Origin of the sequence: Mesorhizobium sp. M8A.F.Ca.ET.202.01.1.1 (genome assembly GCF_004791595.1) — a bacterium.
GTDB lineage: Bacteria > Pseudomonadota > Alphaproteobacteria > Rhizobiales > Rhizobiaceae > Mesorhizobium.
Genome location: NZ_SRUN01000003.1, coordinates 197085 through 213431 on the forward strand (window position 1 = coordinate 197085; position 16347 = coordinate 213431).

Here is a 16347-nt window from a genome sequence, read left to right on the forward strand (position 1 = left end):
TTGCCCGGGACACCGGTTAGCCGGCGATCAACTGGCCGAAGCGGTCGACTTCCTCCGAGGTCGTCGCAAAACTGGTGACGAAGCGATAGAGCAGCTCGTCCTCGCCGATATGACCGTCGAAGCCGTGCGGCCTGTGCCAGTCGTAGAAGGCCGCGCCGGCCGCTTGCAGTTTCTCGGCTTGCGTTTTCTTGATCACAGCGAAGACTTCGTTGGCCTGCGGCAGCCACGCCAGCTTGGCCGAGGCCGAATCCTCGATCGCCGCCGCGAGGCGCGCTGCCATGGCGTTGGCATGCCTTGCGGTGTCGAGCCACAGCCCGTCTTTGAAATAGGCTTCGAACTGCGCCGCGACGAAACGCGACTTCGAAAACAGCTGTGCCGCTCGCTTGCGCAGAAAGGCCAATTCCCCAGCGCGGTCGAGATCGAACAGCACGATCGCCTCGGCGCACCAGCAGCCGTTCTTGGTGCCGCCGAAGGACAGGATGTCGACGCCGCGTTTCCACGTCATTTCGGCTGGCGTGGTGTCGAGCGCGGCCAGCGCATTGGCAAAGCGGGCGCCGTCCATGTGCAGCGGCACAGAATGGCGCTTGGCGATCGCCGAGATCGCTTCGATCTCGGCCAGGCCATAGATTGTGCCGACCTCGGTCGACTGGGTGATCGAAACGGCCATCGGCCGGCCCCAATGGACCACCTCGCCGGCGAAACGGCCGATAGCCCTGTCCAGATTGTGTGGTTCGATCTTGCCCAGGGCGCCGTCGACCGCGTGTAGCCGCGCACCGCCGGAAAAATATTCCGGCGCGCCGCACTCGTCCTCGATAACATGCGATTCGCGGTGCGCGAAGGAAATGCCGCCTGGCTTGTTATAGGTCGTCAGCGACAGCGAATTGGCGGCGGTGCCGGTCGCCACGAAGAACACGGCCACCTCGCGTTCGAAAATCTCGCTGAAGCGCCGGTAGACGGCCTGGTCGAGCGCACCGTCGCCATAGGCGGTCGAAAAGCCGGCGGTATGGGCCGAGAGGCCGGCTGCAATGCTTGGGTGGGCGCCTGCCCAATTGTCGGAAGCGAAGAACATGCGTCTGCCTGTGTTGGGAAAATCGCCGGGACCTTGACCGGTTTCATGGTCCGCCCGCAAGAGCCAGCCACCAGAAAACGGGTAAAGCCAGTGTCGGGCCGGCGGCGCCCTCACAGACCGAAGCTTACGTTTTGCAGCCACCTCACGAAATTTTGTGTCGCGACGCGGCCAAGTTTTTTGTGAATCGGTCTTGTATGGGTTCTGGATTTCTGTCATAAAAATTTAGGACAGTAGTGCTGTCTTATTTTGTCGCACAAAACTGGCTGGATTGGCGTATCGTTTAGGCCACTCCGGCTTTTGCCGCGAGCGACAGGTGGACGGACCAGCTCTGGCCTGTACGATACCGGATAGGAACCAGCGGCGCGCCGCCTGGTTCGGCGATTTCGCAAGACGTGCCGCAAGAATGAAGGGCGAGCCCAAGTGCTCGCCAAGGCAAACCAGCGCCCGCAGGCCAATGCCACGTGGCGCGGAACGGAGGATAGAACGATGACGGAATTGACGCTCTCTGCGACGAACGGCCAGGCCGCGCAGACGAAAGCGGCCGCCGTCAAAAATACCTCCATCAAAAATCGCGCGACTACCGGCGGCCTCACCGCTCAGGGGCTCTACGATCCGCGCAACGAGCATGACGCCTGCGGCGTCGGCTTCATCGTCAACATGAAGGGCGTGAAGTCGCATCAGATCGTCAAGGACGGGCTTGCCGTGCTCGAGAACCTGACGCATCGCGGCGCCGTCGGCGCCGATCCGCTGGTCGGCGATGGCGCCGGCGTGCTGGTACAGCTTCCGGATCTTTTTTTCCGTGAGGAGATGGCGGCCCAAGGTATCGAACTGCCACCGGTCGGTCAGTATGGCGTCGGACACTGGTTCATGCCGCAGGATGCCATCCTTCGTGCCCATATCGAAGAGATCATCGCCGAATCGGCGCAGTCCGAGGGGCTGCCGCTGCTCGGATTCCGTGACGTGCCGGTCGACAATTCGTCGCTGTCGAAGGCGCCTGACATCGTCGCGTCCGAGCCGTTCCACCGCCAGGTCTTCATCGGCCGCACGGCCGATATCATCGATGACGAGGAATACGAGGCCAGGCTCTATCTGCTACGCAAGGTCATCTCGGGCCGCATCTACGCCGAGAACGACAACAAGGACATCGGCGCCTATTGCGTGTCGCTGTCGGCGCGCACCATCGTCTACAAGGGCATGTTCCTGGCCTATCAGGTCGGCGCCTACTACAAGGACCTCAAGGACCCGCGTTTCGAAACCGCGCTGATCCTCGTCCACCAGCGCTTCTCGACCAACACCTTCCCGTCGTGGAAGCTGGCGCATCCCTATCGCATGGTCGCCCACAATGGCGAGATCAACACGGTGCGCGGCAACAACAACTGGATGGCGGCGCGCCAGGCGTCGGTCGATTCCGAACTGTTCGGCAACAACATCTCGAAGCTTTGGCCGATCTCCTACGATGGCCAGTCGGATACGGCGTGCTTCGACAATGCACTCGAGTTCCTGTTCCAGGGCGGCTACAGCCTCAGCCACGCCATGATGATGCTGATCCCGGAAGCCTGGGCCGGCAACAAGCTCATGGATGCCGACCGCAAAGCTTTCTACGAGTATCATGCGGCGTTGATGGAGCCGTGGGATGGGCCAGCGGCGGTCGCCTTCACCGATGGCCGCCAGATTGGCGCTACACTCGACCGCAACGGATTGCGTCCGGCACGCTACATCGTCACCGATGACGACCGCGTCATCATGGCTTCGGAAGCCGGCGTGCTGCCGGTGCCGGAGGAGAAGATCGTGCAGAAGTGGCGGCTGCAGCCCGGCCGCATGCTTCTGATCGACCTGGCCAAGGGCCGCATCGTCCCCGACGAGGAGATCAAGTCGGAGATCGCGACCAGGCACCCCTACAAGACCTGGCTCTCCAACACGCAGCTCATCCTGGAAGATTTGAAGCCGGTGGAGCCGCGCGCGCTGCGCAAGGACGTCAGCCTGCTCGATCGCCAGCAGGCATTCGGCTACACCCAGGAAGACACCAAGCTGTTGATGTCGCCGATGGCGACCACGGGCCAGGAAGCAGTGGGCTCGATGGGCACCGACACGCCGATCTCGGCGATGTCGGACAAGTCGAAGCTGCTCTACACCTATTTCAAGCAGAATTTCGCCCAGGTCACCAACCCGCCGATCGACCCGATCCGCGAGGAGCTGGTGATGAGCCTGGTGTCCTTCATCGGACCGCGGCCGAACATCTTCGACCTGGTCGGCAATTCGCGCCGCAAGCGGCTCGAGGTGCGCCAGCCGATCCTGACCAACGGCGATCTCGAAAAGATCCGCTCCATCGGCCATACCGAGGACCGTTTCGACACCAAGACGATCGACATCACCTATGGGTCGAGCGAGGGTGCTGCCGGCATGCAGGGCGCCGTCGAACGTCTGTGCGAGCGGGCCGAAGCAGCGGTCGCCGGCGGCTACAACATCATCATCCTGTCCGACCGCCAGCTTGGGCCGGACCGCATCGCCATTCCGGCACTGCTGGCGACGGCCGCCGTGCACCACCATCTGATCCGCAAGGGCCTGCGCACCGCGGTCGGCCTGGTCGTGGAATCCGGCGAGCCGCGCGAGGTGCATCATTTCTGCTGCCTTGCCGGCTATGGCGCGGAAGCGATTAATCCCTATCTGGCCTTCGACACGCTGCTCGACATGCACAAGCGCGGCGAGCTGCCGGAAGAGGTCGACGCCTATGAAGTGGTGTCGCGCTACATCAAGTCGATCGGCAAGGGCATCCTCAAGGTGATGTCCAAGATGGGCATCTCGACCTATCAGTCCTATTGCGGCGCGCAGATCTTCGATGCCATCGGGCTGAAGACCGATTTCGTGCAGCAGTACTTCACCGGCACCGCGACGCTGATCGAAGGCGTCGGACTTGATGAGGTCGCAGGCGAAACCGTCAGCCGCCACACGGACGGTTTCGGCAGCGATCCGGTGCTGCGCAACAGCCTGGAGGTCGGCGGCGAGTATCTGTTCCGCATGCGCGGCGAGGCGCATATGTGGTCGCCCGACGCGGTCGCCACCTTGCAGCACGCCGTGCGCCAGGGTTCGTGGGACACGTTCAAGGAGTATTCGACGCAGATCGACAGCCAGACGGCCCGCGCCCAGACCATCCGCGGCCTGTTCAAGATCAAGCTGGCGGATGAGAGCGGGCGCAAGAAGGTCGCGCTCGACGACGTCATGCCGGCAGCCGAGATCGTCAAGCGCTTCTCGACCGGGGCGATGTCGTTCGGTTCGATCTCCAGGGAAGCGCACACCACGCTGGCGCGCGCCATGAACCAGATCGGCGGCAAGTCGAACACCGGCGAGGGCGGCGAAGAGGCCGACCGCTATCTGCCGCTGCCTGGCGGCGGCAAGAACCCGGAACGCTCGGCGATCAAGCAGGTCGCCTCGGGACGGTTCGGCGTGACGGCCGAGTATCTCGTCAATTCCGATGTCATGCAGATCAAGGTGGCGCAGGGCGCCAAGCCCGGCGAGGGCGGCCAATTGCCCGGCCACAAGGTCGACGCGACCATTGCCAAGGTGAGGCACTCGACGCCGGGCGTCGGCCTGATCTCGCCGCCGCCGCATCACGACATCTATTCGATCGAGGATTTGGCGCAGCTGATCTACGATCTGAAGAACGTCAATCCGGCGGCCGACGTGTCGGTCAAGCTGGTGTCGGAAGTCGGTGTCGGCACGGTTGCCGCCGGCGTCGCCAAGGCGCGCGCCGACCACATCACCATCTCGGGTTATGATGGCGGCACCGGCGCCTCGCCGCTGACCTCGCTCAAGCATGCCGGCAGCCCGTGGGAGATGGGTCTTGCCGAGACGCATCAGACGCTGGTGTTGAACGGCCTGCGTTCACGCGTGGCGCTGCAGGTCGACGGCGGCCTGCGCACCGGGCGCGACGTCATCATCGGCGCGCTGCTCGGCGCCGACGAGTTCGGCTTCTCGACCGCGCCGCTGATCGCGGCCGGCTGCATCATGATGCGCAAGTGCCATCTCAACACCTGTCCGGTCGGTGTGGCGACGCAGGACCCGGTGCTGCGCAAGCGCTTCAAGGGCACGCCCGAGCACGTCATCAACTTCTTCTTCTACGTGGCGGAAGAGGTGCGGGCGCTGCTCGCCGAAATGGGCTTTACCCATATCGACCAGATCATCGGGGACGCCGACCTTCTGGAAAAGCGCGACGTGATCCAGCACTGGAAGGCGCGCGGGCTCGACTTCTCGAAGATGTTCTACAAGCCGGATGCGCCGCATGAAGCAGTGCATTGGACGGAACGGCAGAAGCACCCGATCGACGATGTGCTCGACCGCAAGCTGATCGAACTGGCCAAGCCCGCATTGGAGGCCAAGCAACCGGTCAAGATCGAGGTGGACATCCGCAATGTCGACCGTTCCACGGGCGCCATGCTGTCGGGTGAGGTGGCCAAGCGCTTCAAGCACAAGGGGCTGCGCGAGGACACGATCCAGGTCAAGCTCACCGGAACCGCCGGCCAGTCCTTCGGCGCCTTCCTGGCACGCGGCGTTTCCTTCGAGTTGGTCGGTGCCGGCAACGACTATGTCGGCAAGGGCCTGTCGGGCGGCCGCATCGTCATCCGGCCGCCGCAAGAAGCCAGGATCGTCGCGGCCGACTCCATCATCGTCGGCAATACGGTGCTCTATGGCGCGACCGAGGGCGAGGCCTATTTCGCCGGGGTCGCCGGCGAGCGCTTCGCGGTGCGCAATTCGGGCGTGGCGGCCGTCGTCGAAGGCGTCGGCGATCATGGCTGCGAATACATGACGGGCGGCGTCGTCGTCGTCATCGGCAAGACCGGCCGCAACTTCGCCGCCGGCATGTCGGGCGGCGTCGCCTACGTGCTGGACGAGGCGGGCGATTTCGCCGAGCGCTGCAACATGGCCATGGTCGAGCTGGAGCCGGTTCCGGAAGAAGACGACCTGATGGAAAAGCTGCTGCACCATGGCGGCGACCTCGACCACAAGGGCCGCGTCGACGTCTCCGGCGACATGACCAGCCATGACGAGGAACGGCTCTACCAGCTGATCTCGAACCACGTGCACTATACGGGTTCGGTGCGCGGCCGCGAGATCCTCGACGACTGGGCGACGTTCCGGCCGAAATTCCGCAAGATCATGCCGGTCGAATACCGCCGCGCGCTGATCGAGATGGAACGCATGCGCATGGGCGTCGCGGCCGAATAGATTATTGAGAATTGCCGGGGAGCCCAGGCTTCCCGGCCCCTTCATCGACAGTTTGACCTCGGGCTCAAGGTTGCCATGGCTGCCTCAAGAGGTTAACGGGTGCGGCGAAAACCGCACCATCTGGACAGCAGGAACTGGACTATGGGCAAGGTAACAGGCTTTCTCGAAATCGACCGGCAGGTGCACAAGTACCAGCCGGCCTCCGACCGCATCCGGCATTTCCGCGAATTCACGCTGCCGATGTCGGACAAGGAGGTCGAGAAACAGGCCGCGCGCTGCATGGATTGCGGCATTCCGTTCTGCCACGGGCCGACCGGCTGCCCGATCCACAACCAGATCCCCGACTGGAACGACCTCGTCTACAACAGGGACTGGGACAACGCGATCCGCAACCTGCACTCGACCAACAACTTCCCGGAGTTCACCGGCCGCATCTGTCCGGCACCTTGCGAGGAAGCCTGCACGCTGAACCTCGAGGACATTCCTGTCGCCATCAAGACGGTGGAGCAGGCGATCGCGGACAAGGCTTATGAGACCGGCCACATCAGGCCCTATCCGCCGGAAAGGAAGACCGGCAAGCGGGTCGCCATCATCGGGTCCGGCCCGGCCGGCATGGCGGCCGCCCAGCAACTCGGCCGCGCCGGCCACGACGTGCATGTCTATGAGCGAGAGAGCCGGCCAGGCGGGCTGATGCGTTACGGCATTCCCGACTTCAAGATCGAGAAGCACTATATCGACCGGCGCATCGAACAGATGCAGGGCGAGGGGGTGACCTTCCACTGTGGCGTCAATGTCGGCGTCGACAAGCCCGTGGCTGAACTCCTCGCAGAACATGATGCCGTGCTCTATTGCGGCGGTTCGGAAACGCCGCGCGCCGCCGGGATACCCGGCGATGATCTCGGCGGTGTGCATGACGCGATGCCCTATCTGGTGCAGCAGAACCGCCGCGTCGGCGGTGAGCCGATCCAGTCCGTGGCATGGCCGTCGCATCCGATCATCGCCGGTGGCCAGCATGTCGTTGTCGTCGGTGGTGGCGATACCGCCTCCGACTGCGTCGGCACCGCCTTCCGCCAGGGCGCCGTGCGCGTCACCCAGCTCGACATCCGCCCGCAGCCGCCCGAGAAGGAAGACAAGCTCGCCGTCTGGCCCTACTGGGCAACCAAGATGCGCACCTCGTCCTCGCAGGCCGAGGGCGCGGAGCGCGAATTCCAGGTGGCGACGCTCGAATTCATCGGCGAGGAAGGCCAGCTTACGGGCGTCAAATGCTGCGAGGTCGACGAGAAGCGCAAGCCGATCGCCGGCACCGAATTCGTCATCCGCGCCGATCTCGCCTTCATCGCCATCGGCTTTGCCGGACCGGCGACGGCAGGCGTTGCGGCGGAACTGGAGGGTGAGATGAAGATCACCACCGACAGCCGCCGTTCCAGGAATGTCGAGGCCAATGACCGCGACTACAGGACCAGCGTCGACCGGCTCTACGCGGCGGGCGACGTGCGCCGTGGCCAGTCGCTGGTCGTCTGGGCGATCCGCGAAGGCCGCCAGGCGGCACGCTCGATCGACGAGGCGCTGATGGGGACGACCGTCCTGCCGCGTTAAGGGGTAATCGCCGTCGTGGTATCGGCGGCCGCGGCCGCGGCTGCCGGACTTGCCTTCGGCGGCCAGGAAAAGTCGTCGGCGCGTCCGGGCGAAGCTTCCGGCGCCTTGCCCTCGATCACCAACCTTTCCCCGGGAAGAGCTGGATCGGCCTTCGGCAGTGGGGCGGCGCCGAGCAATTCGGTGCCGCCGTCGAGCGCGGGATCGCTGAGCAGCATGGGTTGGGTGCGATCGATGACGATGGGGGCGGCGGCCGAACCGGGCGCCTCGACCGGTGCGCCCGCCGGCGCCGCCGTCGGTGCCACGCTTCCCGGCGCGGCCAGTCCAAGGATCTTCACCAGCGACTTTTCGGTGTAGAAGGCGAGTTTGCGCTTGCCTGCCTTGGACACGTTGATGCCGTCATCGGCGCGCAGCCGCACGGGCTGGCCATTCATGTCGGGGCCGCTGGTAATGAAGGCCCCGTTCTCGTCGACGAAACCGTCCCAGACATCGACGAATTCGCCGCCGTGGCTTTCGGCCGCCTTGTGGTAGATGTCGTTGAAGGCCAGCATGTCCGAGGTCATCTTCGGCACCCGGAAGGCCGGCATGCCCACCCATAGGAAAGGCACCTTGGCGGTGGCGATTGCCTTGCCGAACTCATCGGTACGGTGTTCGTACTCCTTGGTCCAGTTTTCGGAACGAGGCTGCTCGCGTACGTCCCCGACCTTCATCTGCTGGCGGTCGTTAGACCCTAGCATGACGACCACCGCGGCGGGCTTTTCGGTTTCGATCAGCGATTTGATCTGTTCGGGCCAGTTGTAGAAATCATCGCGCACGAAGCCTGACGAGCCATTGCTGCGGTCAACGATCCTGACGCCGGTATTCTCGGCGAAGGCTTCGTCCAGACCCTCGGCCAGACCCGCCGCCATGAAGTCGCCGACCACAAGGACGGTGCGGGCGTCCGGCGCTTTTTCGGCCACGGGCGTTGCAGGCTCCTCGGGTGGGCGAGGCGCACGAGGTTTCTTCTTCGGCTTGGGTATCGCCTTCTGGATGTCCAGTGGCGGCTCTACCCGCTCGCTGCGGCGCGGAAACAGAAGGTCGCGCAACGACCAGCCGCGGCTCTGCTGCGGCTGCTCCTGCGCCATGGCTGGGGCGTGGACGGCGCCGGCCACAGCGATGGCGAGCACGGCGAAGGCCAGAATCAGCACCGGCGTGCGACGAACGACCGTCCCGATGCGCGCAGGCCAAACCAATCGCCCCCTCCCTACTCAACTACGCCAGGTTTTATTTTTGCCTGAGCCATTTCAGCACTTCCAAGCTCGGATAGCCATCCTGGGCCAAGCCAACCTTCGCCTGATAAGCCATGATGGCCGTCTTCGAGCCGTCACCGATCTTGCCGTCGAATTTGCCATCATAAAGGCCATGCTGGGAAAGTCGCTTCTGCAACTCCTGCCTTTCCTCGAAGCTGAGCTTGGTGAAAGGTCGCTGCCAGTCCTGCACCAGGCCGTTGCCGCCAGCGATCTCATCGGCAAGCAGACCGACAGCGAGCGCGTATTTGTCGGCATTGTTGTAGGCCTTGATGACCGAGAAATTCCTGATCATCAGGAAGGCCGGTCCGCCGCGGCCGTCCGGCACTTTCAGCGTCGCCTTGTCGGTAAGGGTCTTGAACGGTTTGCCGCTGGCCCTGGCGACGCCGAGCGCCTGCCATTGCGCCAGCGTCTTCGATCCGCCCGGCAATTTGCCTGCCGGCAAGGTGACTTCGTAGCCCCAGGTCTTGCCAGCCTGCCAGCCATTCTTCTTGAGCAGGTTAGCCGATGTCGCCAACGCATCGGGAATGGAATTCCAGATGTCGCGCTTGCCGTTACCGTCCATGTCGACGGCATAATGCTGGTAGCTGGTCGGGATGAACTGGGTCTGGCCCATGGCACCCGCCCAGGAGCCCATCAGGTGGCTTTCGTCGATGTCGCCGCTCTGCAGGATCTTCAGCGCCGCGACCAACTGGGTGCGGGCGTATTTCGAACGTTTCGGGTCGCCATATCCCAAAGTCGCCAGCGAACGGACGACATTGCGCATGATGTCGTCGCGCTTGAGGATCTCGCCATAGTTCGATTCCATCGACCAGATGGCCAACAGCACGTAGCGGTCGACACCGAACCTCGCCTCGATCCTGTCCAGCCAAGGTTTCCACTTTTTCGCCATCTGCTGCCCGACGGCGACGGACTGGTCATGGACGCGGTTGTCGAAATAATCCCAGGCGGGTGCGGTGAATTCGGGCTGGGTGCGGGCCTTTTCCAGCACCACCGGATCGGGCTCGTTGATCCCCCGGAAGGCCTGGTCGTAGACGGCGGCGGAAACGCCGCCGGCCACGGCGGTGGCGCGGAAGCCGGCGACCCATTGCCGGAACCCGGCGTCGGCGAAGGCCGGCCCGGTGGGAATGAGCAAAGCGAGCGAGAGGCTTGCGGCCGTCATGACGCTGCTGAAACGTTTTGCGGCATTGCGAACGGACATCTTTTCCTCCTTCTTTGTCTCAGGAAAGACCATTCATCGCCGAACCGGGTTAGGAATTAGTTTACCATAGGCGTCGCCTGGAACGAAAAGACACCTCGATGCTTTAACCGGTGGAAGTTTCCCTCAGCCGCTCCAGTAATCTTCAATTCCGGCGTGAAAATGTCGCGAGACGGGATTGCGGAGCCGGCCAGCAAACGGATAATTGGAAGCATGAAGAGAGTTCGCAAGGCAGTTTTCCCGGTCGCCGGCCTCGGCACCCGGTTTCTCCCGGCCACCAAGGCCGTTCCCAAGGAAATGCTGACCGTCGTCGACAGGCCGGTCATCCAGTATGTCGTCGATGAGGCGCGCGAGGCGGGCATCGAGCATTTCATCTTCGTCACCGGCCGCAACAAGGCGGTCATCGAGGACCATTTCGATATCCAGTTCGAGCTCTATGACACGCTGGCACAGCGCGGCAAGGACGAGCAGCTTGCCCGCCTGCAGCGGCTGCAGCCGGCGCCGGGCCAGACCAGCTTCACCCGCCAGCAGGTGCCGATGGGTCTCGGCCATGCTGTCTGGTGCGCGCGCGAACTGGTCGGCGACGAGCCGTTCGCGCTGTTGTTGCCCGACATGATCATGCAGTCGGAGAAGAGCTGCACGAAGGCGATGGTCGAACTTTACGAGGAAACCGGCAACAACATCATCGCCGTGCAGGAATGCGACCCGGCGGAGGCTCACAAATACGGCATTGTCGGCCGCGGCGAAGACACCCATCACGGCTTCCGCATCACCGAGATGGTGGAAAAGCCGAAGACCGGCACAGCGCCCTCCAACCTCTACATCAACGGCCGCTACATCCTGCAGCCGGAGATCTTCAAAATTCTCGAAGGCCAGGAGAAGGGCGCCGGCAACGAAATCCAGCTCACCGACGCGATGCTGAAGCTGGAAAAGCAGCAAGCCTTCTACGGCTATCATTATCAGGGCCGCACCTTCGATTGCGGCTCGCCGGAAGGTTTTGTCGAGGCCAATGTCGCCTTCGCGCTGTGGCGCAACGACATGAACCAGAGCATGGCCGGCGTGATCCGCACGCTTCTCGACGAGATGAAGCCATCAGAACGGCGCGGAGCAGCGTTTTAAGCCCCATACTTTCGTCATCCTCGGCGAAGCAGGAGCCAGAGAGATGCTCCAGGCCTATCACCGCAGAGGCGACCCATAAGTCGCTGCATGGATCCTGGGGTCTGCGCCGGGTCGCTTCGCTCCTTGCTACGCCCCAGGATGACGAAGTGCATACGCGTTCAGCGCTGCACTTTCATGCCGAGGTAGATGCTGTTGGCGGTGTAGTCGCGGCCGGGCAGGTTGCTGGTCAGCTTTTCGGTTCTTACGCGGGTGGTGAGGCCGGCATAGCGGTTCAGCCACCAGGTCAGGCCGGCCTCGGCGCTCAAGATCCTGTCATGGCCGTCGATGCCGACATAGTCGCGCCAGTCCAGGCCCAGTGCCGCATTCGCGGTGAGATTGGATCGGATCACGCGTTCGCCCGTCAGGCGTCCGGAGTAGAGGATATCGCCGCTTTCGCCTGATGTGGTCGTGGTCTCGACAGTGGTCTTGCCAGTCAGGCCGATCGTGCTGCCGCGTTCGGGCGACCATTTTAGATCGGCATCGACGGTGGCACCCGAAATCGCTTCAAGGCTTTTGTCGTCGATCGCTTCCCTGAGCCAGCCGGCCGAGAATTCACCCGACAGCTTCTCGCCCATGTCGACTTGCAGGCCCGCGCGGGCGCCGAGGCGCGTCGAGGAGCGCTCGAAGCCTTCATCGTCGATGCGCTGGTCATAGGCCCGGCGGCCGACCTCGATTTCGGTGAAGGGCGTGAGCGCCGGGGAAATCTCGTAGCCGGTGCGCAAGGTTGCCGTGTAGAGCGTGTTGTCTTGATCCTTCTGCGACAGCGAGGTGCCGTCGGCGAGCTTGGCGTCACCGTAGAAGTCGTGTGAGACCGCCCCGGTCAACGTGTACTGCATCTTGCCGACGGCCTTCTCGACGCCGATGCTGCCATCGATCGTCTGCCGCAGCGGCTGGGTGCTGACGCCGGCAATGGCATCGGGCGAAGACGCCGATTCCGGCACGGCTTCGTAGCCGAGCTTGGCGATGGCGCGCAATTCCTTGTCGAGGTCGACATTGAGTTGGCCTTCGATGCGGCCCTGCGCATCGTGAACCGGGTAGCCCGACACGGTTTCGCGGAAATTGCCATAGCCGTCGATGGTCGCGGAGTTTTCGCGCCAGTCGGAAGCGGCGGTAAAGCGCAGCGCCGTCTCGGACAGCAGCGCCGACGTGCCGGCACTGCTCGAATCGCCGTTCGTCGTCGCCGTCAGCCCCTGTTCGATGGTCGGCCGGATGACGAAGGAGCCCCATTTGACACCGGTGGCGGCGAACGGATCGTCCTCGGGCTTCTTGTTCTGGCCTTCGATCGCAGCGGTGCGCTCGGCGCCGGCGTCGAGTTTCTGCCTGTCCACACTGTCGATGGTGAGTGCACGGCGGTTGGCCGCTTCCTGGTCCGCCGCGGTGTTGTCGGTATCGTCGGTCCTCGCCGTGGTGGTCGCCGTGGCGGTGGTGGTTGGATCCGTAGCCGCCGTGGTGCCCTTTTTCTTCTTGGACTTGTCGGCAGCCTTGTCCTTTGCCTTGTCGGCCGCGTTCTGCCTGGCGGCCGAAGTGCGGCGCGGCTTGGGCGGCGTCGGTGCGTCGGCGGAGATATCGTCACTGGCCTGGGGCGGGTCGAAGACGCTGGTGGTCGAGTTCGCGGCGTCGGTATCGTCAGGCACGGCACCGGCGCTGGCCGGCAGATAGGTGCGCGCCGACGCATCGTCCTGCGCGGCAGCATTGGCCGCCGCTTGCTGGGCAAGAACAAGGTTTCTTGCCTTGCGCTGCTGGTCGGACAGGATCGCCGATTCCGACACTTCTCCACGCAGTTCCGTTTCCTGGGCCTGGAGTGGCGCAGGACGCAGCAAGGCAAGGACGCTGGTCGCAAGCAGCAAGGCGCAGACCGCGTTGCCCCGTCGTCCTCTCGATTTTTCTGGCTGGACCCCGGACATCGCCACCACTGCTCGCGCGGCGCATGCGCGCCATACTTACCGAACCGTAAATGGGGATGGTTAACGGAGGGTTGAGGCCGCGCGCGTCCCCGGTTCAAACGCGATTTCCGCGGGCGACAATGCGGGTCCGCGTCGTGCCTTCCGTTTTGATCCTTGTCGTTGTCCCAAATTGCCGCACACATTCAGCCGTCATGCGGAAGGCCATTTCTGTTGGACAGGCGGGCGGCAAAGCGCTAAGCGCATCAGCCATGCATGCGAGACCTCTCGATAAGAAGCCCCTGGACAGGCAAGCGTCGATCGAATCGGCGCTGAGAACGGTGGCAACCGAGCAGGCCGGGATCGCGGCCCTTGCCGAGGCGCTCGAGAACGGACTGGCGGCACCCTTTGCCCATGCCGTCGACATGATCTCGAAGATCGAGGGCCGGCTCATCGTCACCGGTGTCGGCAAAAGCGGCCATATCGGTTCGAAGATCGCGGCGACGCTGGCCTCCACCGGCACGCCTGCCTTCTTCGTCCATCCCGCCGAGGCCAATCATGGTGATCTCGGCATGATCGCCAAGGACGATGCCATCATCGCGATCTCGTGGTCGGGCGAGAGCAAGGAGATGATGGGTATCGTCGCCTATTCCCGGCGGTTTTCCATTCCGCTCATCGCCGTCACCTCTGGAGAGACGTCGGCGCTGGCGCGCGCGGCCGACGTCGTGCTTTTGTTGCCACGCACCCCCGAGGCCTGCCCGCATGGCCTGGCGCCGACAACATCGACGCTGCTGCAGCTGGTCGTCGGCGACGCGCTGGCGATCGCGCTGCTCGAGGCGCGCGGCTTCACGCCGGACCATTTTCGCACCTTCCATCCCGGCGGCCAGCTTGGCGCCAACCTGACCATGGTCTCCGAGATCATGCGGGTCGGCGACCAGATGCCGCTGGCCGTCGTCGGCACCAAGATGCCGGAAGCGGTGATGACGTTGTCGCAGAAGAAGGTCGGCTGCGTCCTGATCGTCGACGCGAATGGCGAATTGGCCGGGATCATCACCGACGGCGATGTGGCGCGCAACCTGCACCGTAACCTGGCCGATGTCATCGTCGACGAGGTGATGACCCGCACACCCAAGACGGTCGACCCGCAGACGCTAGCAGGTACGGCCATCGCGCTGCTCAACGAGCACAATATCGGCGCACTGGTGGTGACCAGGAACAACATGCCGCTGGGCGTGGTGCATTTTCACGACCTGCTGCGCATCGGCGCAGCCTGAGGTGCGCTGATATTCAGGTGAGGTCGGCCTGCAAATGGCTGATCCCTGGGCTTCCCCGTTCTACTGCGTCGCAGTAGAACTGAGCTCGCGTACGAAAAGTACGCTCCGCTCCGGTTCTCGGCATCAGCCATTTTCGACTCGCCCTGACCTGAATCTCAGCACACCTGCGCGTCGGCGGCATTCAGGTAATGGCGAGCTGAAATTCAGACCTGCTCCACCGTCAATTCCAGATCGGTGTCGGCGGCGGCGGTGACGCGGACTTGGGTGCCGGCGGGCAGGTCCGGGCCGGAAACGCGCCACAGCGTGTCGCCGAGCTTGATGCGGCCACGGCCGTCGCGGATCGGTTCGGCAAGTGTCGCCATCCTGCCGATCATCTGCGCACCACGGCGGTTGAGTAGGGGCTGGTCGGTCGGCTGGTCGCGTCCGCCCATGAGTTTCTTGCCGACAAAGGCTGAAACCAGCGACAGCACGAGGAACAGCAGCACCTGGACCTGCCATGTCCAGATGGCGGCATCCCAGATCAGCAGCGACACCGCGCCGACGATCAGGGCGGCGATGCCGATCCAAAGCATGAAGAAACCCGGCGCGATGACCTCTACAACCAGCAGCACGAAGCCCAGAACCATCCAGTTCCACGGGCCGAGTTCAGAAACGATGCGGTCGATCATGAGCGTGGCCTATCTCAGTTTTCGGAGGGCCTGACGACAGGCGGACGCGCTGCCTGCCTTTGCGCACCGGTCGTGCCTTCGCTGCGGAAGACTTCCTTGGCGATCTCGCCGATACCGCCGAGCGTGCCGATCAGCGAGGAGGCTTCCAGGGGCATCAGCACGACCTTGCTGTTGGTGGCCGAACCGATCCTGGTCAAGGCCTCGGTGTATTTCTGGGCGACGAAGTAGTTCAGCGCTTGCACGTCGCCCTTGGAAATCGCTTCCGACACCACCTGGGTGGCGCGGGCTTCGGCTTCGGCGGAGCGTTCGCGCGCCTCGGCGTCGCGGAAGGCGGCTTCCTTGCGGCCTTCGGCTTCGAGGATCTGCGACTGTTTGAGGCCTTCGGCGGCCAGGATTTGCGCGCGCTTGTTGCGCTCGGCGGTCATCTGGCGGCCCATCGATTCGATCAGGTTCGCCGGCGGGTTGATGTCCTTGATCTCGACGCGGGTGATCTTGATGCCCCACGGATGCGCCGCTTCGTCGACGACGCGCAGCAGGCGCTCGTTGATGGCGTCGCGGTTGGACAACAGCTCATCGAGGTCCATCGAGCCCATTACAGTACGGATGTTGGTCATCGTCAGGTTGAGGATGGCGTTCTGCAGGCCGGCAACCTGATAGGCGGCCTGTGCCGCGTTGAGGATCTGGTAGAAAGCGATGCCGTCAACGCCGACGATGGCGTTGTCGCGGGTGATGATCTCCTGGCTCGGAACGTCGAGCACCTGTTCCATCATGTTCATCTTGGCGCCGATGCGGTCAACGAATGGTGTGATGAGGTTGAGGCCGGGGCTCAGTGTCTTGGTGTAACGACCAAAGCGTTCGACGGTATAGTTGTATCCCTGCGGAATTGTTTTGATGCCCTTGAACAGCACCAGCACGACAAGCGCGACCAGAACAACGACCGCAATATCGAAACCACTGTAATCCATTTGGTTCTCCCTCAGAGGCAGGCCGCGCGAGCCATT

10 protein-coding genes are annotated in these 16347 nt (G+C 63.6%); 4 read left to right on the forward strand and 6 right to left on the reverse strand.

Going from position 1 to position 16347, the window contains the following annotated elements; translation table 11 throughout:
* Positions 1–16 precede the first annotated feature (16 nt).
* A complete protein-coding gene (locus EN845_RS08935; RefSeq protein WP_127278509.1) occupies positions 17–1069 on the reverse strand; it encodes a low specificity L-threonine aldolase in 1053 nt (350 codons plus the stop codon).
* Between the two features lie 486 nt (positions 1070–1555).
* On the opposite strand from EN845_RS08935, the gene gltB reads away from it, so the two are divergent.
* Both gltB and EN845_RS08945 read left to right on the forward strand, forming a co-directional pair.
* Positions 1556–6289, forward strand: coding sequence for a glutamate synthase large subunit (gltB, locus tag EN845_RS08940; protein WP_127869908.1), 4734 nt, complete (start codon positions 1556–1558; stop codon positions 6287–6289).
* 141 nt (positions 6290–6430) lie between these two features.
* A complete protein-coding gene (locus tag EN845_RS08945; RefSeq protein WP_127869907.1) occupies positions 6431–7885 on the forward strand; it encodes a glutamate synthase subunit beta in 1455 nt (484 codons plus the stop codon).
* Here EN845_RS08945 and EN845_RS08950 read toward each other — a convergent pair.
* Positions 7882–9114: a DUF459 domain-containing protein gene (locus EN845_RS08950; protein ID WP_127869906.1), complete on the reverse strand. Its 1233-nt coding sequence runs from the start codon at positions 9112–9114 to the stop codon at positions 7882–7884. The two genes, EN845_RS08945 and EN845_RS08950, sit on opposite strands and share 4 nt — an antisense overlap.
* 31 nt (positions 9115–9145) lie before the next feature.
* Entirely contained in the window at positions 9146–10369 is a 1224-nt protein-coding gene (locus EN845_RS08955; protein ID WP_127869905.1) for a lytic murein transglycosylase, read from the reverse strand.
* Positions 10370–10570: 201 nt separating this feature from the next.
* Between EN845_RS08955 and galU the strand changes: the two genes are divergently transcribed.
* A complete protein-coding gene (galU, locus tag EN845_RS08960; RefSeq protein ID WP_189343710.1) occupies positions 10571–11485 on the forward strand; it encodes a UTP--glucose-1-phosphate uridylyltransferase GalU in 915 nt (304 codons plus the stop codon).
* Positions 11486–11643: 158 nt separating this feature from the next.
* On the opposite strand, the gene EN845_RS08965 is transcribed toward galU, so the two are convergent.
* Positions 11644–13428 carry an outer membrane beta-barrel protein gene (locus tag EN845_RS08965; RefSeq protein WP_167531298.1) on the reverse strand — a complete coding sequence of 595 codons (1785 nt, stop codon included), beginning with the start codon at positions 13426–13428 and terminating at the stop codon, positions 11644–11646.
* 248 nt (positions 13429–13676) lie between these two features.
* Between EN845_RS08965 and EN845_RS08970 the strand changes: the two genes are divergently transcribed.
* Positions 13677–14678: a KpsF/GutQ family sugar-phosphate isomerase gene (locus tag EN845_RS08970; RefSeq protein ID WP_127278885.1), complete on the forward strand. Its 1002-nt coding sequence runs from the start codon at positions 13677–13679 to the stop codon at positions 14676–14678.
* A 203-nt stretch (positions 14679–14881) separates the two neighbouring features.
* Here EN845_RS08970 and EN845_RS08975 read toward each other — a convergent pair whose 3' ends face one another.
* Together EN845_RS08975 and EN845_RS08980 are read right to left on the reverse strand one after the other, a co-directional pair.
* On the reverse strand, positions 14882–15346 hold the full coding sequence (locus tag EN845_RS08975) for an NfeD family protein (protein ID WP_127278884.1): 465 nt from the start codon (positions 15344–15346) through the stop codon (positions 14882–14884).
* A gap of 14 nt (positions 15347–15360) precedes the next feature.
* Positions 15361–16311: an SPFH domain-containing protein gene (locus tag EN845_RS08980; RefSeq protein WP_127869904.1), complete on the reverse strand. Its 951-nt coding sequence runs from the start codon at positions 16309–16311 to the stop codon at positions 15361–15363.
* Positions 16312–16347 lie beyond the last annotated feature (36 nt).